The sequence below is a fragment of the Aggregatibacter actinomycetemcomitans genome, from assembly GCF_003130205.1.
Classification (GTDB): Bacteria; Pseudomonadota; Gammaproteobacteria; order Enterobacterales; family Pasteurellaceae; genus Aggregatibacter; species Aggregatibacter actinomycetemcomitans_A.
Window position 1 is genome coordinate 1 of the sequence record NZ_NRDF01000018.1, and the last position, 19,589, is coordinate 19,589.

Genomic DNA, 19,589 nt, shown 5'->3' on the forward strand with positions numbered 1-19,589 from the left:
CAGTCTGTCGTAGATAAACTCAATCTAAGACCACGAAAGTGTTTAGGCCGGAAAACACCTTATGAGGTTTACTTTAAAAAATTGTTGCACTTGGTTTGACAATTCAAGGTTTAAAAAATGAGGATGACAAAAAATGTTTACGCATCGCCATGCAAAAGAAAGGGCGTTTAAGCAAAGGCTGTGCGGAATTACTGAGCCAGTGCGGGGTGAAAATCAACTGGAATGAACAGCGCTTAATTGCTTATGCAGAAAATATGCCCATCGAAATCCTGCGCGTGCGTGACGACGACATCCTGGGGTTGATTTTTGGGCGTGGCGGATCTCGGCATTATCGGCGAGAACGTGCTGGAGGAAGAAGAATTGGGGCGTCTTGCTGCGGGCGAAACGGTGGCTTATAAAATGTTGCGTCAGTTGGATTTCGGCGGTTGCCGTTTATCCCTCGCCGTGGATCGTGATTATCAATACAACGGCATTTGGGATTTCGCCAACGCCCGCATCGCCACCTCCTACCCGAATTTACTCAAACGTTACATGAAAGAACAAGGCGTGCCTTTCAAAAGTACCTTGCTGAACGGTTCCGTGGAAGTCGACCCCAGTGCAGGACTTGCCGATGCCATTTGTGACTTAGTTTCTTCCGGCGCCATGTTAGAGGCTAACGGCTTAAAAGAAGTGGAAGTGATTTACCGTTCCAAAGCCTGTTTAATCCAACGTGCCGAACCGCTCAGCGCCGACAAAAGGTGTGCAACAAGCCGCCGAATCCAAATACATCATGCTACACACACCGAAAAATAAACTTGAAGAAATCACCGCACTTTTACCCGGCGCCGAAAACCCAACCATCCTGCCGTTGGCGCACGACGATTCCAAAGTAGCAATGCACGTGGTGAGCCAGGGAAATCTGTTCTGAGAAACCATGGAACGCCTCAAAGAGGTGGGCGCCAGTTCTATTTTGGTGTTGCAGATTGAGAAGATGATGGAGTAAAACGTGCCTTTCTCCCGCAAGCGGGCGAGAGGATTGATACCACAATATATAAGGAAAAACCATGCAACCAACCCTTTTCATCGACCGCGACGTCACCTTAATCGACGAGCCGAAAACCAAGTTGCTGAAAAAATACATCGATAAAAACTTGTTCGATCCTGACCTCTCTTTTGTGATTGGTGACCGTACGACGGACGTACAGCTGGCGGAAAACCTCGGCATTCGTGCGTTGCAATACGATCCGCAGAAATTGAACTGGGATCTGATTGTGGAAAATTACTCGGTGAAGCCGTGACCAACATCGGCGATCGCCAACCGCGTTACGCAGAAGTGGAACGCAAAACCAAAGAGACCGACATCAAAGTGCAAGTGTGGCTGGACGAAACGGGCGTGAACAACATCAAAACAGGCGTAGTTTTTTCGACCATATGCTCGACCAAATTGCCACCCACGGCGACTTGTGGATCGACGAACACCACACCGTCGAAGACACCGCCCTTGCCTTGGGGCAAGCGTTAAAACTGGCCATCAGCGACAAACGCGGCATCGCCCGCTTCGGCTTTGTGCTGCCAATGGACGAATGTCGCGCCAAATGTGCCTTGGATTTATCGGGCAGACCGTAGATCAAATTCAACGCCAAATTCAAACACGACAAAGTGGGCGATTTCAGCACCGAATTGACCGAGCATTTCTTCCAATCCCTCGCCTTTTCAATGCTCGCCACGCTCCACCTCAAAGCCACCGGCGACAACGACCACTACAAAATCGAGAGCTTGTTTAAAGCGTTCGGACGGACGTTAAGACAGGCGATAAGGGTTGAAGGGAATGAGTTGCCGAGTTCGAAAGGCGTGTTATGATTCGTAGGAGCGGATTTTATATCCGTCCAAAAGTGCGGTTGAATCTTGCAAAGTTTTTGAGGGAGTTTGACCGGTTGTAAAATTCGTAACAGGGATATTATATATGGAAATCTGCACTCTCTTCTCAAACCTTTTTTCTGGTTTACTAACTAAAATAGTTATAAAAGATGAAAAAGTCGAACATCAAATAAAAATTGAGAATAAAATCCAAATCCCACCTGAAAAAAATAAAATTTTAGACGAAAAAACTGAAGTCAGTGGAATAGTAAAAAGATTAAATCAATTTAAAAATTTACTAAATAAAAATGAGACATATGATACCTATACAATAGCTAAGTTAGCTAGAATAATGGAATTTAGATCTGTTGGAGAATTGGAAAATATTTTCAAAGGTGTAACTGAACCTAATTTTGAGTTTATCGAAAAATTCTGTAATACATTTGGTATAAATGAAGAGTGGCTGACCGAAGGGAAAAGAGAGCCTTTTTATTTAGATAAAAAAACTAATTATGATCCTTTTCATTATTATTATCTAAAAGAATGTAACCCAATCCAAATATACTTTATTCGTTCGGATAATAGTGAACCTTCTGGATATACATTTATAATATTAAAGTTCTCTGATTATAAATATGAAATCATTCATCGTTTATGGCATATTGGTAGTGGTGTTGGTTCTGGTGGTCAAAGTCAAATATATGGTATGTACCAATTGCTTAAACAATTAGATAGAGATAAAAATTTATACTGTAGCGGAAGGATTCTAAAGAAAGAACAATTTGATTTATTATATTCTGGAAAAATATTTCCAGGGTGTATTCTTAAATATCCAACGGAAAATAATATGTGGTGGGATGATTTTACTGATGTCTATAATCAATATTTTAGCCAAAAATCTTATGAAAATATGTATGGTTCGGGATTTGTTAGTGCTCAAAATGTAGTTAAATCATATTTAGGACAGGAAAAACAATGAACCAAATCACCATCATCGACACCGCCTGTGCCAATCTCTCCTCCGTCAAATTCGCCTTTGACCGATTGGGCTATGCGACTGAGATCACAAGCGATCTCAACAAAATCAAATCCGCCGATAAACTGATTCTACCTGGGGTAGGCACAGCGATTGCGGCGATGAAAAACTTACAAGATCACGGGCTAGTTGAGGTTATCCAAAACCTCACTCAACCTGTGCTTGGCATCTGTTTGGGAATGCAGTTAATGACCGCTTTTTCTGAAGAAGGCAACGTGGCAACGCTCAACCTAATGCTAAGCCAAACGGCGTTAATCCCCGACACAGGTTTACCGTTGCCGCATATGGGCTGGAACAACGTGCGTTACGCAGAAGGCTGCCCGCTGTTTGACGGCATTGCGCAAGACAGCCATTTCTATTTTGTGCATAGCTATGCCGTGCTACCGAACGAAAACATCATCGCCACCAGCCATTACGGCGTGGATTTCTCCGCCGCCATTGCCAAAGACAACTTCTACGGCGTGCAATTCCACCCCGAACGCTCGGGTAAAAATGGCGCGATGTTGTTGAGGAATTTTGTGGAGAAAATTTAGTTTTGCGATCCGGGTCTAAATATTGAAAGAGTGTAGTTGTGCTTCTTTCCTGCCTAAGCTACGAATCTACCAATCCCCTCGCCCGCTTGCGGGAGAGGGGATAGGGAGCAAACACAGGAAAAAATTATGCAAACATCCATCATCATCCCCGCCCTCGACCTCATCGATGGGCACGTTGTGCGCCTGCACCAAGGCGATTATGCCAAGCAAACCGCCTATAGCGAAACCCCATTGAGCAGTTCGCCGCTTACCTGCAACAAGGCGCGAAGCAGTTGCATTTGGTGGATTTAACGGGCGCGAAAGATCCTTTGAAACGACAGACCGCACTTACCGGCAAGATTATCGCTGCCACGCAAAGCAAGATTCAGGTGGGCGGTGGGATTCGCACCGAACAGGATGTCGCCGATTTGCCGGTGGTGACGCAGCCGGACATGGTGCAGAGCTGGTTTAACAAATACGGCGTGGAGAAATTTGTGTTGGCGTTGGACGTGCGCATTGAAAACGGGCAGAAGTGGGTAGCGATTAAAGGCTGGCAGGAAACCAGCGCGCTGACCTTCGAAAACGTCGTGGAAAACTACCGCACTTTTGGTCTTCAACACGTGCTTTGTACTGACATTTCCTGCGACAGCACGCTGGCAGACTCCAACGTAAACCTTTATCGCGAAGTGTGCGCCAAATTCCCTGATGTACATTTCCAATCTTCCGGCGGTATCGGCTCGTTGGCGGACATCGAAGCCCTCAAAGGCACGGGCGTGATTGTGGGGCGCGCATTACTGGAAGGCAAATTTACCGTAGCGGAGGCAATCAAATGTTGGCAAAACGGATAATTCCTTGTTTGGACGTGCGAAACGGGCAGGTGGTGAAAGGCGTGCAGTTCCTCAATCACGAAATCATCGGCGAACTGAAAGCGTATTTGGCGAAAGAAGGCGTGGAAGTGCGCCTGTAACGCCAAAAAGTGCGGTCGTTTTTGAAGGCGTTTTTTAGAGATAACGATAGACGAACGATGGCGTGCGTTTCCTAACGCGTGCCGGAATACGCGATAAGAAATAATAAGTTACAGCACCCGTTAGGAAACCACAGTTGTTCGAAACATTGTAACTATTTAATAAAAAAGAAAAACTTGGCCCCCCCGTTTACGGGGGGAGCTGGGCGAAGCCCTGAGGGGGGCTAAATCTCAATTTTTAAACAAAACATCGAGATAAATTCCCCCCTTCCGCCCTTCGGGCACCTTCCCCCGTAAACGGGGGGAGGCAAGATACTTTTGAAATATCAATATATTACAATGTTTCGAACAGCCGTGGTTAGGAAACGGGCGCTATCAAGAGCGTGGAAGTGTGCAGATAATATCCTCTCTCCCGTAAACGGGAGAGAGGAATATATGATTAAAATTTAGTGAGAACAAACAATGCAAAACATCAACCGGCAAAAAATCAACAATCTTCTCCCCGTTATCGTGCAACACGCCACCACCTGTGAGGTGTTAATGCTCGGTTATATGAATCCGGAAGCCTCGGAAAAAACCTTGGCGGAAAAGAAGGTGACGTTCTTTTCTCGGACGAAAAATTGACTGTGGACGAAAGGGGAAACCTCGGGAAATTTCTTGAACATGGTGGATATGAGGCTGGATTGCAATCAGGATGCGTTGTTGATTTTGGCAAATCCTGTCGTACTAACCCGCCATGCCGGCACGGGAAGCTGTTTTCGACACCTACGGTATGAACCGAGTTAGATCTTTTTCAGTAAACTGGAAAAAATTTTAAATTTGAAACTAAAGAGCAGGTTTTACATTATCACCTCACGGTGTTATTGCAAAACGCGGATTTAAGCCGGGCGGATATGATTGAGAAATTGAAAGAACGTCACACAAAATAGTTGTTACGGACAAAAAACCACCTCATCGGGTGGTTTTCTTTTGGCTTAATAATAGGAATGTTCGCCGCGTCGGTGTTCGGTAACGTCCCTGGCGCCGTTTAATTCACCCGGAAAGATATTGACCAATTGTTTTTCCACGCCGTCTTTCAGGGTGACATCCACCATGGAACAGCCGTTACAACCGCCGCCGAATTGCAAAATGGCATAGCCGTCATCGGTGATTTCCAATAAGGTGATTTTGCCGCCGTGGCTTGCCAATTGCGGGTTGATCTGGGTTTGAATGACATATTCCACCCGCTCGATTAGTGACGCATCATCCGCCACTTTACGCATTTTGGCGTTCGGCGCTTTTAAGGTTAGCTGCGCGCCGAGTTCTTCGGTGACGTAATCAATTTCCGCCTCTTCCAAAAACGGCAGGCTGATTTCGTCTACAAAGGCGGAGAAACTGTCATATTTGATTTCCGTGTCGTCGGCTTCAACGGAATTCGGCGGGCAGTAAGAAACGCCACATTCGGCATTCGGCGTACCGGGATTGACTACGAAAATACGAATATGAGTGCCTTCTTCCTGTTGATCCAATAAACGGCGAAAATGCGCTTGTGCCGCCGCTGAAATAGTAATTTGTTGCATAACTCTCTCACAGTAAATCAGATTAAATTTGTCGGATATGATACGCCTCACGCCGTTTTTTTTCTACCTTTTGCTACAATAAAAAAGCGGATTAGCCTTTTAAGGGAACGTTATGTGCGGGCAAGCCCCCACACCTGAATATGTGCCACGTTGGCTTGGCGTAACCGCTTGGCGATTTCGTTTAAAGTGGAGCCGGTGGTGATCACATCGTCTACTAACGCCACGCTACGATAAGGAAAATCCTTGTTATCAATTAAAATCCGAAAAGCATTTTTCAGATTATGGCGTCGGTCTTTTGCCGTTAAGCCACGTTGTGTCGGTGTCCGTTTGGTGCGGAGGAGAAAACCGTTCGCAGCAGGGATTCTGAACCATTTAGCTAATTGCTGCGCCAGTAAATCCGCCTGGTTATAACCGCGTTGCCATTGACGAAGATGATGTAACGGCACAGGAAGAATCACGTCGGGCAACGGCAGCTGATGGGTTCGGCGCGCGTCACGAATCGCCAGATACAACAGACGGGCTAAGGTGCGGTCGAGCCAAAATTGATTTTGGAATTTGAAACGATGAATTAAAGTGGAAAGCGGTTCGTTATAACGCCCGATAATCACCATGCGATCCCATGCAGGTTCCTGCCGCAAACAGTTTCCGCAATGTAATGCGTTTTCCGCCAATTCCGCACCGCAGCAACCGCAATAGGCAAAGCGCCGAATAGTGCGGTTACAACGGCTGCATAAGCCATGTTTGGCAAGTTTAAGCGGCGTGTGGCAATGCACGCAGCAGGATTGAAAAACGTTCATGAAATTGACCGCACTTTTTGAATGGAAATGACGCATCATAAAAGTGCGGTGGTTTTTTTCGATGTTTTTCCATCGATTTAGGATCTGCCTCGCAAAAATGATAAAATTCGGCGACATTTTGCTTTAAATAAAGAGAGACTGTATGACGATTCCGAATTATCGCGACCAAATTAAAGTGATCTTTTTTGACATCGACGAAACCCTGTTTATAAAAGAACAGGATCATTTGCCCGCAAGTGTGCCGTTGTTTATTCGCAAACTCAAACAAAACGGCATTATTCCCGCCATTGCCAGCGGGCGTTCGCGCACCATGTTCCCGTGGCAGGTGAAACAGCTGATTGAGCAGGAAGGCATGGCGTTGTTCGTAACCATGAACGGGCAATCCGTGACCCACAAGAATCAAGTGATTGCCAAGCATACGATTCCTACCGGGCAAATTCGACGTTTAACCCATTTTTTCGACCAACATCATATTGCCTACGCGTTTATTACCGATGACGCGGTGAGTGTGTCGGAGAAAAATGCACGGGTGACCCGCTCCTTTGATGTGATTACTACGGATTATGTGGTGGATAAAACGTTCTTTGAACATCATGCTATTAGCCAAATTTTGCCTTTTTATAGAGAAGATCAAGACCAATTGATGCAAAATTGCGGTTTATTGGACGGCTTACGCATGGTGCGCTGGCATGAGGAATCCGTGGATTTATTCGATGCGGAAGGTTCCAAAGCGCGCGGCATTGAAGCGGCAGTGAAACATTTAGGGCTGACAATGGAAAATGTGATGGCGTTCGGCGACGGCTTAAATGACCTGGAAATGCTAAGTCGCGTGGGCGTCGGCGTCGCCATGGGCAACGGGCACGAGAAATTAAAAGCCATCGCCGCTCATGTGTCGGACCCCATCGACCAAGACGGCATTTATCGGTTTTTGGTGAAGGCGGGGTTAATTGATTAAGCCTTAGGGCGATGATTTAGCCATTAATGGACGGGCGCGCGTTTGAAAAAGTGCGGTCATTTTTTCGATTATTTTTAAAAAGCAAAAAAATATCGGAAAAACACTTGCTTTTGTGCGTGATCTCTTGCTATTAATTAAGCCCTTACACAACATCTTTTCAATCTTATTCTAGAAGGACAAATTTATGAAAAACGTTGGTTTTATCGGTTGGCGCGGAATGGTGGGTTCCGTTTTAATGGATCGTATGCAGCAGGAAAATGATTTTGCGAATATCAATCCAATCTTCTTCACCACTTCTCAAGCGGGACAAGCTGCACCGACATTCGGCGGTAAAGACGCAGGCACCCTGAAAAATGCGTTCGATATTGAAGAGTTGAAAAAATTGGACATTATCGTGACCTGCCAAGGCGGCGATTATACCAACGAAGTTTATCCGAAATTAAAAGCCACCGGTTGGAACGGTTACTGGGTGGATGCGGCGTCCGCATTACGTATGGAAAAAGACGCGATTATCGTGTTGGATCCGGTGAATCAACACGTGATCAGCGAAGGCTTGAAAAACGGCGTGAAAACCTATGTGGGCGGTAACTGTACCGTCAGTTTAATGCTTATGGCGTTAGGCGGTCTCTTTGAAAAAGATTTGGTGGAATGGATTTCCGTTGCCACTTACCAAGCCGCCAGCGGCGCCGGCGCGAAAAATATGCGTGAGTTGTTGGTGCAAATGGGTGAGTTAAACGGTGAAGTGAAAGGCTTACTTGCGGATCCGAATTTTTCCATTTTAGATATTGAACGCGCCGTGACCGCCAAAATGCGTGATAAAGACTTCCCGATCGATAACTTCGGCGCACCGTTGGCAGGCAGTCTGATTCCTTGGATTGACAAATTATTGGAAAGCGGCCAAACCAAAGAAGAATGGAAAGGCTACGCAGAAACCAACAAAATTCTGGGCTTAAGCGACAACCCGATTCCGGTGGATGGTTTATGTGTGCGTATCGGTGCGTTACGCTGCCACAGCCAAGCCTTCACCATCAAATTGAAACGCGACATTCCGCTTGCCGAAATCGAACAAATTTTGGCGTTGCACAATGAATGGGTGAAACTGATCCCGAACGACAAAGAAACCACATTACGCGAATTAACACCGACCAAGGTCACCGGCACATTGAACGTTCCGGTCGGGCGTTTACGCAAGCTCAATCTTGGTCCGGAATATTTGGCGGCATTCACCGTGGGTGACCAATTATTGTGGGGTGCTGCAGAACCGATTCGTCGTATTTTGGTGCAATTGGTCAAATAACAGCCGACTGCCAAAAACAAGACCTCTAAAAAACAAAGGGCTGTGTTGAACAGCCCTTATTTTTTATCCGTCAAGATTAGTTAAAACGCACATGGGATTTGACTTTTTCTAAGGTAGCGTCACCGATGCCCGGCACGTTGGATAAATCATTCAGATTTTTAAATTTCCCATTTTTCTCGCGGTATTCTACAATCGCCTTGGCTTTTGCTTCGCCGATACCGGATAAGTTTTCTAAGATTGCCGCGTCGGCAGTGTTAATATCCACTTTTTTGCTACGCGTAATTTTGGCTTTATTCTCCACCGCACTTTTTTCTTTGGTGGTGGATTTGTCTTCTACCGGCGCCGGTTTTTCATTTTGAAAAGTGTCTTTTACCGCCTTTTTCCCTTCGGCAAACTTTTTCTTGGTGGCATCTTTGGCTTCGGCAAATTTTTCCTTGGTGGCATCTTTGGCTTCTCTAAAGGTCTCTTTGGTCGCTTCTTTCGCTTCGACGAATTTCTTTTTGGTGGCGTCTTTGACTTTCACCGCGCCTTCTTTCACTTTACCGCCCACGGTTTTGGCATCGGATTTCACGGTTTGCCAGGCAGATTTCGCCCCGTCTTTGACTTCCGTGAACACGCTTTCTTCGGCGAATACGGTGGTGGAAACGGTCATGGCGACGGCTAAAGCAAGCAGCGATTTTAATGATTTCATTTTTTCTTCCTCTTCCGGTGAATGAAAAAACGCGGTGAAAACGCACCGCACTTTTAGGTAACAAAATAGACGATAAATGTTCTCGTTAGAACAAAATTCCATATGAAAAGTTCAAACCAAGCAAAACCTATCAAATCCTAAAAATCAATAGGCAAAATTAAAATTTTTGCATTTTTCCCTTGAAATCTTTTAAAACGATCTTATTTAATTTTGGCGAATAAATGTTCAATAGAACATCCATTGGAACTATCAAGGGAAAACATTATGAATATTGAAAAATTTACTACAAAATTCCAACAAGCCTTGGCGGAAGCGCAATCTTTGGCGGTCGGCAAGGATAATCAATTTATTGAACCGGTGCATTTATTGAGCGCCTTGTTAAATCAACAAGACGGCTCCGTGGCACCGATTCTCACCATAGGCGGCGTGAACGTCGCTTTATTACGTAACGAAATCAACAATGAGCTTGCCAAGTTCCCGCAAGTGTCCGGCAATGGCGGCGATGTGCAAATTTCCCGTCAGTTGCTTAACATCTTGAATTTATGTGACAAATTGGCACAACAACGGCAGGATAAATTCATTTCGTCCGAAATCTTTTTGCTTGCCGCTTTAGAAGAAAAAGGCACCCTGAGCGAGATCCTGAAAAAGTGCGGTGCGAAAAAAGAACAGATTTTACAAGCCATCGAGCAGATTCGCGGAGGGCAAAAAGTGAATGATCAAAATGCGGAAGAAAGCCGCCAAGCACTCGAAAAATATACTATCGACTTAACCGCCCGCGCGGAAAGCGGCAAATTGGATCCGGTGATTGGGCGTGACGAAGAAATCCGCCGCACCATTCAAGTGCTGCAACGCCGTACCAAAAACAACCCTGTGTTAATCGGTGAACCCGGTGTGGGTAAAACCGCCATTGTGGAAGGTTTGGCGCAACGTATCGTGAATGGCGAAGTGCCGGAAGGCTTGAAAAACAAACGCGTGCTGTCGTTGGACATGGGCGCGTTAATCGCCGGGGCGAAATATCGCGGCGAATTTGAAGAACGCTTGAAAGCGGTGTTAAACGAACTCGCCAAAGAAGAAGGCAGAGTGATTTTATTCATCGACGAAATTCACACCATGGTGGGCGCGGGAAAAACTGACGGCGCCATGGACGCGGGCAATCTGCTCAAACCAAGTTTGGCGCGCGGTGAATTACATTGCGTGGGCGCGACCACCTTGGACGAATATCGCCAGTACATTGAAAAAGACGCAGCCCTTGAACGTCGTTTTCAAAAAGTGTTTGTGGGCGAGCCGAGCGTGGAAGATACCATCGCCATTTTGCGCGGTTTGAAAGAACGTTATGAAATCCACCACCATGTACAAATTACCGACCCGGCAATCGTAGCGGCGGCAACGCTTTCTCATCGCTATATTTCCGATCGTCAGTTGCCGGATAAAGCCATCGACTTAATCGACGAAGCGGCATCCAGCATTCGTATGGAAATCGATTCCAAACCGCAACCGTTGGATCGTTTGGATCGTCGGATTATTCAGCTCAAACTGGAACACCAGGCATTACAAAAAGAAGATGACGATGCCAGCCGTAAACGTTTGGAAATGCTGGAAAAAGAATTAGCGGAAAAGGAACGTGAATATGCCGAATTAGAAGAAGTGTGGAAAGCGGAAAAAGCCGCTCTGTCCAGCACACAACACATTAAAGCGGAACTGGAAAATGCCCGCACGCAAATGGAACAAGCCTGCCGTGCCGGTGACTTGAGCAAAATGTCCGAATTGCAATACGGCAAAATTCCGGAATTGGAAAAACAATTGGCACAAGCGGAAGGCGCCGAGGGCAAAGAAATGAGCCTACTGCGTTATCGCGTGACCGACGAGGAAATCGCCGAAGTGCTTTCCCGCGCCACCGGCATTCCAGTCGCCAAAATGATGGAAGGCGAAAAAGAAAAATTATTGCGCATGGAAGAATTCCTGCACAAACGGGTTATCGGTCAAAATGAAGCGGTGGATGCGGTGGCGAACGCCATTCGTCGTAGCCGCGCCGGTCTTTCCGATCCGAACCGTCCGATTGGTTCCTTCTTATTCTTAGGTCCGACCGGTGTAGGTAAAACCGAGTTGTGCAAAGCCTTAGCGTCCTTCTTATTCGACAGCGAAGATGCCATGGTGCGTATCGATATGTCCGAGTTTATGGAAAAACACAGCGTGTCCCGCTTGGTGGGCGCACCTCCGGGCTATGTGGGTTATGAAGAAGGCGGTTACTTAACCGAAGCGGTGCGTCGCCGTCCGTATTCCGTGATTTTGCTCGACGAAGTGGAAAAAGCGCACCACGACGTGTTTAACATTCTGTTGCAAGTGCTGGACGACGGTCGTCTCACCGACGGGCAAGGCAGAACCGTGGATTTCCGCAATACGGTGGTGATTATGACCTCCAACCTCGGTTCCGACTTGATTCAGGAACACGCACAGGAAGGGTATGACGCGGTGAAGAGCATGGTGATGGAAGTGGTCGGTCGTTATTTCCGTCCGGAATTTATCAACCGTATCGACGAAACCGTCATGTTCCACCCGTTGAACAAAGAGAATATTCGTCAAATTGCCGATATTCAGTTAAGACGCTTGGCCCGTCGCATGGAAACCCATGGCTATGTGTTGAACTTTACCGATGCCACACTGGATTTCATCAGCGACATCGGTTACGACCCGATTTTCGGTGCGCGTCCGCTCAAACGGGCAATTCAGCAAGAAATCGAAAATCCGTTGGCACAACAAATTTTATCCAGCGCCTTGCTGCCTGATAAAGTGATTGACGTGGACTATGTGGACGGTCAAATCGTGGCAAAACAATAAGCCATTAAACCTCAATAATGAAAAGCCATTTAGTGAACGCTAAATGGCTTTTTTCATGGGGCTGTTATTGAAAGTGCGGTGAAAATTCACCGCACTTTTTTGCCCTACTTCCGCCGATACATATTGGCGCACATCACTTGCCCCAGAATATACAGAGAAGATTGCGGTTGCAGCGTGATGGTGTGTTGGGATTGGCGTTTTGGTGCAGTGCGGATGCCGTCGCCCCAGAAATCGGCGTAGAAATCACTGCGCACATGAGTGAAATGGAAGTTTTCACAGTTCAGGATTTTATACTGGCGCATGGATTTGGCGAAAAGTGTCGGGTATTCTTTAAACACATACAGCCCTTTATCTAAATTAATCACCGCATCAAAATGAATTAGGCGTTTGTCTTGGTTATCCACCCAAATGGAATCCATATCCACATAATAAAAAATGCCTGGCATGAGCTGTAAAAAACCGTTTTGGGTGTCTTTCGGCGGGGTAATCGGCACCTCTTGTTGTGACTGAACGTCGGCTTTTTTGGCAGAGGTGGTTTGGGTTGCAGAGGGATTTGTACAGGCAGCCAATAAAAGTGCGGTGAAAATTACGATCGTTTTTTTCATATCAGACTCCTTTTGCATTCCGACCTCTTATTTTCCTATGGCTTCATTTTGGCACAATTCCCGTGGAATAGCTAACTGAAAGCACCACCGAACAGAAAAATCCTATGCCCATATCGCAAACGATTTTGTAAGCGTGGTACAATATGTATTATTTTCGTTCAAGCAATTAATAGGAAACCATCGTGAGCAAACAATCCTTAAGTTACAAAGATACCGATGTGGACATTAACGCCGGTAACGGCTTAGTCGAACGTATTAAATCCGATGTCAAACGTACAACACGCCCGGAAGTAATGAGCGGTTTCAATGCATTGTGCGCTATCCCGACAAAATATAAAGAGCCGATTTTGGTTTCCGGCACGGACGGCGTGAGTGCTAAATTGCGTTTGGCGATCGATTTAAATCGCCACGACACTATCGGGATTGATTTGGTTGCTATGTGCGTAAACGATTTAGTGATGCAAGGCGCGGAACCGTTGTTTTTCCTTGATTATTATGCCACCGGCAAATTAGAAGCGGATGTCGCAGCGAGCGTAATTAAAGGCATTGCCAACGGTTGTGAACAATCCGGCTGCGCATTAGTCGGCGGGAAAACGGCGGAAATGCCGGGAATGTACCATCAAGGGGATTACGACCTTGCCGGTTTCTGCGTGGGCGTAGTGGAAAAATCCGAAATTATCGACAGTTCCGAAGTGAAAGTGGGCGACGCGTTAATCGCCTTGGGCTCCAGCGGGCCGCATTCCAACGGTTATTCCTTAATTCGTAAAGTCGTGGACCTGTCCGGCGTGAACCTTGCCGAAGCGCGGTTGGAAAATCGTCCGTTAGCCGATCATTTATTGGCGCCGACAAAAATCTATGTGAAATCCATTTTACAGCTCATCAAACACGTTGACGTGCACGCCATCGCCCACTTAACCGGCGGCGGTTTCCAGGGAAATATCCCGCGCGTCTTGCCGCCGAGTGTGAAAGCCGTGATTAATGAAAACAGCTGGCAATGGCCTGCGGTATTTGATTGGCTGCAACAACAAGGCAATATTACCGACCATGAAATGTACCGCACCTTTAACTGTGGCGTGGGTATGGTTGTGGCGTTGCCGCAGGAAGATGTGGAAACCGCCCTCGGTTTATTACATCAGGCGGGGGAAAATGCCTGGGTGATCGGTGAAGTGCAACATTTAGGCGACGACGAAGCACAAGTGATTATTCGCTAATGAAAAAAATCGTTGTCCTCCTTTCCGGCGAGGGAACCAATTTGCAGGCAATCATCGATGCCCGCAATGCTTCCTCTATAGATGCCGAAATCGTCGGTGTGTTCAGCAATAAAGCGGATGCTTTCGGCTTACAACAGGCAAAAAGTGCGGTGAAAAATGACCGCACTTTTTCTTCATATCAAGTATAGAATCAATCGATTTACTCAATCGACGGGGCTGATTATAATGCTTGCCATCATTTGAATGAATTTAAGGATACACATGCAATTTTCCAAAATGCACGGTTTGGGTAATGATTTTATGGTGGTGGACGCGGTGACGCAGAACGTTTATTTTCCGACGGAAACCATCAAACGCCTGGCGGATCGTCATCGCGGCGTTGGGTTTGATCAACTGTTGGTGGTGGAACCGCCGTATGATCCCGAACTGGATTTTCATTATCGCATTTTTAACGCGGACGGCAGCGAAGTGGCGCAGTGCGGCAACGGCGCCCGTTGTTTTGCCCGTTTCGTGACACTCAAAGCGTTAACCAATAAAAAAGATATCGCCGTGAGTACGCAAAACGGCAAAATGTTGTTGACCGTGAAAGAGGATGGCAATGTGCGGGTGAACATGGGCGAGCCGATTTGGGAGCCGAATAAGATTCCGTTTACCGCCAATAAATTTGAGAAAAATTATATTTTGCGCACGGAAATCCAAACAGTGCTGTGCGGCGCGGTGTCTATGGGCAATCCGCATTGCGTGGTGCAGGTGGAGGATATTCAAACCGCCAATATGGAACAGCTCGGTCCGCTATTGGAAAATCACGAGCGGTTTCCGGAGCGGGTGAATGCGGGTTTTATGCAGGTGGTGAATCGCCAGCACATCAAACTGCGTGTGTATGAACGGGGTGCCGGTGAAACCCAGGCTTGTGGCAGCGGCGCTTGTGCGGCGGTGGCGGTGGGCATTATGCAAGGCTTGTTGGATAACGAAGTGCAGGTGGATTTGCCCGGCGGCAGTTTGACCATCGAATGGCAGGGCGAAGGGCACCCGTTATATATGACCGGCAGCGCCACCCACGTGTATGACGGCGTGGTTTATTTGTAAGAGTGACTTATGCAAAACGCCCTGCAACATTATTTCACCTATCTGCGCGTTGAACGCCGGGTCAGCCCGCATACCTTGAGTAATTATCAGCGTCAGCTTACGCGGGTCACGGCGATTTTACAGGGCGTGGGCATTACGCAATGGCAACAGGTGACGGCGAGCGTGGTGCGTTATGTGGTGGCGCAAAGCAGTAAGCAGGACGGTTTAAAAGAAAAAAGTCTGGCGTTGCGACTTTCCGCGTTGCGTCGCTTTTTGACTTATTTGGTGCAACAGGGCGAGTTGAAAGTGAATCCGGCGACAGGCATTTCCGCACCAAAACAGGCGAAACATCTGCCGAAGAATATTGACACCGACCAGGTGCAACAACTGCTTGCCAATGACAGCAAAGAACCTATTGATATTCGCGATCGGGCGATTATCGAATTGTTATATGGTTCGGGGTTGCGCCTGGCAGAATTGCAGGGCTTGAATCTTAACAGTATTCATCTCCGCTCCCGTGAAGTGCGGGTTATCGGGAAAGGCAACAAGGAACGGGTGGTGCCGCTCGGGCGTTATGCCTCCCACGCCATTCGACAATGGCTGAAAGTGCGGTTGTTATTTAACCCGAAAGACGACGCCTTGTTTGTCAGCCAATTGGGTAATCGAATATCGCATCGCGCCATTCAAATGCGTTTGGAAACCTGGGGCATTCGGCAAGGTTTGAACAGCCATTTGAATCCGCATAAATTGCGCCATTCGTTTGCCACCCACATGCTGGAAGCCAGTTCCGATTTGCGCGCGGTGCAAGAACTGCTCGGACACAGCAATTTATCCACCACGCAAATTTATACCCACCTTAATTTCCAACATTTGGCGGCGGTGTATGATGCCGCCCACCCGCGAGCGAAACGTAAAAAATAAGGGAAAAAAACGCCATGAAATTTTACCGCACTTTAACGCCTTTTCAGGTGGTTGGTTTCGATTTAGACGACACCCTTTACGACAATTCGCACGTCATCACTACGGCGGAACAGGAATTCGTCACCTTCGTACAACAATATTGCCGGATAGCGGATTTTAGTTTGGAAATGTGGGCGGCGTATAAAAACGCCACCGCACAACATAGCCCGCTGATGGCGGAAGATGTGACCTTATGGCGCTTGCGCAGTTTGCAGGCGCTGCTGGCGGAACGGGGCAAAAGTGCGGTGGAAATTGCCGGCGTTTCGCAAACTGCGATGGATTATTTTTTACATTGGCGTCATCAAATTGACGTGCCATCACAAAGTTTTGCCGTGCTGCAACAGCTGAAACCGCGGTATAAATTGGTGGCAATTACCAACGGCAATGTGGATCCCGTGCGTATTGGGTTTGATCAGTTTGATTTGGTACTGCGCGGCGGTGAGCATGGGCGGGCAAAGCCCCATAAAGATTTATTTCTGCAAACTGCTCACTATTTTAATATTCCACCGGAACAGATTTTACACGTCGGCGATAATTTAGTCACGGATGTGCAAGGCGCCATACAGGCAGGTTGTCAGTCTGTGTGGTTAAATTTGAGCGGAAAAGACATCACTGAATTTAGTGAAGTGCATATTTTGCCGACGGTGGAGATGAATGCGTTGACGGACTTGTTGCAGTTATGCGTGTAAAGTGCGGTTAGTTTTCAGAGTGTTTTAGCAACTTGTATTAAAATCACTTTTTGGTAACGGGGGGCACGAAACCCTCCCGTTATCTGTTTACCAGTACTTATTTCACAATATCGCCTTTTAAGGCTACGCCAGCGATAAGATGACCGGCGTGGCATTCATATTGCGTGGTACTTTTATAGACGTTTTTCTTGTAGTAACTGACGATATTGCTCACTTTGGTGGCGCCGGAAGATTGTGCTTTATCCTGTAATTGTTTAACAGCGGACAAGAAAGCGCGCTTGCAGGCCTTTTCGTCAGATTTGTTGGCAGCATTGGTTTTCTTGTTGGTGATAGCATTATCGACCACCACTTTACCCGGTGCCGGTTTACCGAAGTAAAGTTTTACATTCGGGTTGAGGAAACGCTGTGCTTCAGGGGAATTCAATACACTTTGAATATCATAGTGATGAGTGGTATCACGCGGGGCACAAGCGGCGATAAATACAGTCGCAACGGCAAGGGTTAATTTAGTCATCAGTTTCATGAAAATCTCCTTTTGATAGTAAAAAAGATGAAAATCGTACGTAAGTATAGCATTTTTATTGATAACGAATACATGGTTCTTACGGTACACCAATTGCTTTCGAACCGGAGCCTAGGTAAAATTGACCCGGTTTTTTACTTTACTATTTCAGCCGAACCGGATTTGCGCGACGTCGCCGGCAAGCAATCTTTGGGCTTCTTATCTTATAAACGTCGTAGCGATGAAGAAGATCGCGTTGCTAAGATCGGCTTACAAGGTCAAACAGACTTAATGATTAATCAATTATTTCAATAAGCTAGCATGACGCAAACGATTTGTCAGTTTTCATTCAATATAACCGATTGGAAAATCGTGTGTAATAAGCAATTAAGCACCGAGGATTGGAAATCGGGTTATGCCTATTGGCAGCAAAATCAGGCGAATTTCGCCGATTTTGCGCCTAAACTTGCCTTTCTTCCGTCACTCAAACGTCGCCGTTTAAGTGATTCCGCCCGTTTGTTTTTTGAAGCCGCCTGGGATTTAGTGGAAGAACAATCCAATTTGCCTGTGGTGTATGCTTCCGCAAACAGTGAGATTAACCGTAATTTTACGTTATGGTCTTCGTTGTTAACGGAAGGCGATGTGTCACCGACCTCCTTTAGTTTGTCGGTGCACAACGCCCTTATCGGGCAATGGTCGGAGTTACGCCGGGTGAAAGCGGAAACCATCGCTTTAACGGCAAATAAAGACAATTTGGAAACAGCGTTATTGGAGGCCTATTTATTGCTCAAAGAAGGAGCCGAAAAAGTGTTGGTGGTGGTTGCCGAATCGCCGTTGGAACCGCGTTATAACGTGCAGCCTGTGGTGCGCCGACCATTTAGTTATGCCTTGGCATTGGTAGTTGAGGCAGGCGGGCAATACCGGTTAAGCCTGACTCATCAAGCGCCGAAAGGAGACGAAGTGTCTGATACGGCGTTGGAATGGGTGAAAAATCAACATCTGGCTTGTACGCAATGGCATACGCCAAGTAGCGCCGGGGGAACTTGGTTATGGCAGAAAAGCTAGATTGGCTGCGCCGCTTTGTGTTCACCACCATCGGGTTTCTGTTTTGGGGCGTGGCGGGCACATTGTTACAACTGGTGCTTTATCCTTATGCGCGTAAACATGGCGACTTGCAAACTCAGTTGAAAGTTCGACGTTTCGTCGGCGGCATCTGGTATTATTTCATCCGCTATTTAGCCTGTGCCGGCGTGTTGGAAGTAAGTTATAAAGGCTTTGAAAAACTCGGGCGTGCCGGACAGCTCATTTTGCCGAACCACCCGTCCTTGTTGGACGTGGTACTCATTTTGGGAAAAACGCCAACGTTGAATTGCATTGTGAAAAAGGAGTTATTGGATAACCCCACCATGCGCAACCAAATTTTAGCCTGCGGTTTCTTGCCTAATACGGAATCCGTAGAACTGTTGGAACAAAGCCATGAGGTGCTGCAGCAACAGGCGTTATTGCTGTTTGCCGAAGGTACGCGCACAGGCTGGGACGGCGAAGTGAAACTGAATCGCGGCGCGGTATCCATCGGTTTACGCAGCGCCAAAGTGATTACGCCGGTGGTGATTCGGATGAATCCGCTCAGTTTAAAAAAAGGGCATCCGTGGTATAAAATCCCGCGCAAACGTATGCAATATGAATTGATTGTCGGCGATGATATTGATCCGCAAGATTGGTTAAAAGAACAGTCAATTCCTATAGCGTCGCGCCGCTTAACCAAATATCTGGAAAATTATTTCAACACACATACAAAGGACAACGAAAATGGAACTGGAACAACAGCTTAAACAACTTATTATCGATAGCCTCGCGTTAGAAGATATTGGTATTGAAGACATTGATAACGATACCGCGCTGTTCGGCGACGATGGTTTAGGATTGGATTCCGTCGATGCCCTTGAACTTGGTTTGGCGGTGCAAAAAACCTTCGGTTTACAGTTGGATAGCGAGCAAACCCAATTTCGTGACCATTTTGAAAGCGTCGCCACGTTAGTGCAATTTATCCGCAGCCAAAAAGGTGAGGTATAACC

Annotated in this window: 19 protein-coding genes and 5 pseudogenes; 19 read left to right on the forward strand and 5 right to left on the reverse strand. The window is 46.8% G+C overall.

Going from position 1 to position 19,589, the window contains the following annotated elements; all coding sequences use genetic code 11:
* Positions 1-149 precede the first annotated feature (149 nt).
* The 7 genes and pseudogenes from hisG to DK423_RS09990 all read left to right on the forward strand — a co-directional run bounded on the left by hisG (position 150) and on the right by DK423_RS09990 (position 5,277).
* Positions 150-982 (forward strand): annotated as a pseudogene (hisG, locus tag DK423_RS09960) (ATP phosphoribosyltransferase).
* A gap of 106 nt (positions 983-1,088) precedes the next feature.
* Positions 1,089-1,839: pseudogene (locus DK423_RS09965) on the forward strand (bifunctional histidinol-phosphatase/imidazoleglycerol-phosphate dehydratase); the annotation flags it as partial.
* 103 nt (positions 1,840-1,942) lie between these two features.
* Positions 1,943-2,815 (forward strand): helix-turn-helix domain-containing protein, encoded by an 873-nt coding sequence (locus DK423_RS09970; protein ID WP_005557453.1) that lies wholly within the window; start codon positions 1,943-1,945, stop codon positions 2,813-2,815.
* A complete protein-coding gene (hisH, locus tag DK423_RS09975) occupies positions 2,812-3,405 on the forward strand; it encodes an imidazole glycerol phosphate synthase subunit HisH (RefSeq protein WP_005557455.1) in 594 nt (197 codons plus the stop codon). The genes DK423_RS09970 and hisH overlap by 4 nt, the downstream gene beginning before the upstream one ends.
* 126 nt (positions 3,406-3,531) lie before the next feature.
* Positions 3,532-4,232 (forward strand): annotated as a pseudogene (locus DK423_RS09980) (1-(5-phosphoribosyl)-5-[(5-phosphoribosylamino)methylideneamino] imidazole-4-carboxamide isomerase).
* Positions 4,214-4,339, forward strand: a pseudogene (locus DK423_RS09985) (HisA/HisF-related TIM barrel protein); the annotation flags it as partial. The pseudogenes DK423_RS09980 and DK423_RS09985, both read left to right, overlap by 19 nt.
* A 471-nt stretch (positions 4,340-4,810) precedes the next feature.
* A pseudogene (locus tag DK423_RS09990) lies at positions 4,811-5,277 on the forward strand (phosphoribosyl-AMP cyclohydrolase).
* 45 nt (positions 5,278-5,322) lie between these two features.
* Here the strand turns inward: DK423_RS09990 and nfuA are convergent.
* Positions 5,323-5,907, reverse strand: coding sequence for a Fe-S biogenesis protein NfuA (gene nfuA / locus DK423_RS09995; protein WP_005557468.1), 585 nt, complete (start codon positions 5,905-5,907; stop codon positions 5,323-5,325).
* A gap of 110 nt (positions 5,908-6,017) precedes the next feature.
* Positions 6,018-6,704: an amidophosphoribosyltransferase gene (locus tag DK423_RS10000; RefSeq protein WP_109043972.1), complete on the reverse strand. Its 687-nt coding sequence runs from the start codon at positions 6,702-6,704 to the stop codon at positions 6,018-6,020.
* A gap of 142 nt (positions 6,705-6,846) precedes the next feature.
* Here DK423_RS10000 and DK423_RS10005 point away from each other — a divergent pair, with 142 nt between their 5' ends.
* Positions 6,847-7,659: a Cof-type HAD-IIB family hydrolase gene (locus DK423_RS10005; protein WP_005557475.1), complete on the forward strand. Its 813-nt coding sequence runs from the start codon at positions 6,847-6,849 to the stop codon at positions 7,657-7,659.
* Between the two features lie 184 nt (positions 7,660-7,843).
* Positions 7,844-8,956, forward strand: a complete 1,113-nt coding sequence (asd, locus tag DK423_RS10010; protein ID WP_109043971.1) for an aspartate-semialdehyde dehydrogenase — start codon at positions 7,844-7,846, stop codon at positions 8,954-8,956.
* A 76-nt stretch (positions 8,957-9,032) separates the two neighbouring features.
* Here asd and DK423_RS10015 read toward each other — a convergent pair whose 3' ends face one another.
* Positions 9,033-9,647 (reverse strand): ComEA family DNA-binding protein, encoded by a 615-nt coding sequence (locus tag DK423_RS10015; RefSeq protein WP_032996688.1) that lies wholly within the window; start codon positions 9,645-9,647, stop codon positions 9,033-9,035.
* A 264-nt stretch (positions 9,648-9,911) separates the two neighbouring features.
* Here DK423_RS10015 and clpB point away from each other — a divergent pair, with 264 nt between their 5' ends.
* Positions 9,912-12,482 (forward strand): ATP-dependent chaperone ClpB, encoded by a 2,571-nt coding sequence (gene clpB / locus DK423_RS10020; protein ID WP_061885916.1) that lies wholly within the window; start codon positions 9,912-9,914, stop codon positions 12,480-12,482.
* A 104-nt stretch (positions 12,483-12,586) separates the two neighbouring features.
* Here the strand turns inward: clpB and DK423_RS10025 are convergent, their stop codons facing one another.
* Positions 12,587-13,087, reverse strand: coding sequence for a surface-adhesin E family protein (locus DK423_RS10025; RefSeq protein WP_005557485.1), 501 nt, complete (start codon positions 13,085-13,087; stop codon positions 12,587-12,589).
* 182 nt (positions 13,088-13,269) lie between these two features.
* Here DK423_RS10025 and purM point away from each other — a divergent pair, with 182 nt between their 5' ends.
* The 5 genes from purM (at position 13,270) to yigB (ending at position 17,012) form a co-directional block, all read left to right on the forward strand.
* Positions 13,270-14,298 carry a phosphoribosylformylglycinamidine cyclo-ligase gene (gene purM / locus DK423_RS10030; protein WP_061886813.1) on the forward strand — a complete coding sequence of 343 codons (1,029 nt, stop codon included), beginning with the start codon at positions 13,270-13,272 and terminating at the stop codon, positions 14,296-14,298.
* A complete protein-coding gene (locus DK423_RS10035) occupies positions 14,298-14,486 on the forward strand; it encodes a formyltransferase family protein (protein ID WP_005557489.1) in 189 nt (62 codons plus the stop codon). The genes purM and DK423_RS10035 overlap by 1 nt, the downstream gene beginning before the upstream one ends.
* A gap of 73 nt (positions 14,487-14,559) precedes the next feature.
* On the forward strand, positions 14,560-15,384 hold the full coding sequence (gene dapF, locus DK423_RS10040; protein WP_005557490.1) for a diaminopimelate epimerase: 825 nt from the start codon (positions 14,560-14,562) through the stop codon (positions 15,382-15,384).
* A gap of 9 nt (positions 15,385-15,393) precedes the next feature.
* The gene (gene xerC / locus DK423_RS10045) at positions 15,394-16,284 is read left to right on the forward strand and encodes a tyrosine recombinase XerC (protein WP_005557492.1); all 891 of its coding nucleotides are present in this window, start codon (positions 15,394-15,396) and stop codon (positions 16,282-16,284) included.
* A 14-nt stretch (positions 16,285-16,298) separates the two neighbouring features.
* Positions 16,299-17,012 (forward strand): 5-amino-6-(5-phospho-D-ribitylamino)uracil phosphatase YigB, encoded by a 714-nt coding sequence (gene yigB / locus DK423_RS10050; protein ID WP_061886812.1) that lies wholly within the window; start codon positions 16,299-16,301, stop codon positions 17,010-17,012.
* A gap of 97 nt (positions 17,013-17,109) precedes the next feature.
* On the opposite strand, the gene DK423_RS10055 is transcribed toward yigB, so the two are convergent.
* A complete protein-coding gene (locus DK423_RS10055; RefSeq protein ID WP_005557497.1) occupies positions 17,110-17,535 on the reverse strand; it encodes a hypothetical protein in 426 nt (141 codons plus the stop codon).
* A 27-nt stretch (positions 17,536-17,562) separates the two neighbouring features.
* Here DK423_RS10055 and DK423_RS10060 point away from each other — a divergent pair, with 27 nt between their 5' ends.
* Genes DK423_RS10060 through DK423_RS10075 form a run of 4 tightly spaced genes read left to right on the forward strand, consistent with a single transcriptional unit; the run spans position 17,563 to position 19,587 of the window.
* Positions 17,563-17,829 carry a hypothetical protein gene (locus DK423_RS10060; protein WP_005557498.1) on the forward strand — a complete coding sequence of 89 codons (267 nt, stop codon included), beginning with the start codon at positions 17,563-17,565 and terminating at the stop codon, positions 17,827-17,829.
* Positions 17,830-17,835: 6 nt separating this feature from the next.
* Positions 17,836-18,579 (forward strand): beta-ketoacyl synthase chain length factor, encoded by a 744-nt coding sequence (locus tag DK423_RS10065; protein WP_005557500.1) that lies wholly within the window; start codon positions 17,836-17,838, stop codon positions 18,577-18,579.
* Positions 18,564-19,346, forward strand: coding sequence for a lysophospholipid acyltransferase family protein (locus DK423_RS10070; protein ID WP_005557502.1), 783 nt, complete (start codon positions 18,564-18,566; stop codon positions 19,344-19,346). Before DK423_RS10065 ends, DK423_RS10070 begins: the two co-directional genes overlap by 16 nt.
* Positions 19,324-19,587 carry a phosphopantetheine-binding protein gene (locus tag DK423_RS10075; protein ID WP_061886811.1) on the forward strand — a complete coding sequence of 88 codons (264 nt, stop codon included), beginning with the start codon at positions 19,324-19,326 and terminating at the stop codon, positions 19,585-19,587. Before DK423_RS10070 ends, DK423_RS10075 begins: the two co-directional genes overlap by 23 nt.
* The last annotated feature ends 2 nt before the right edge of the window (positions 19,588-19,589 follow it).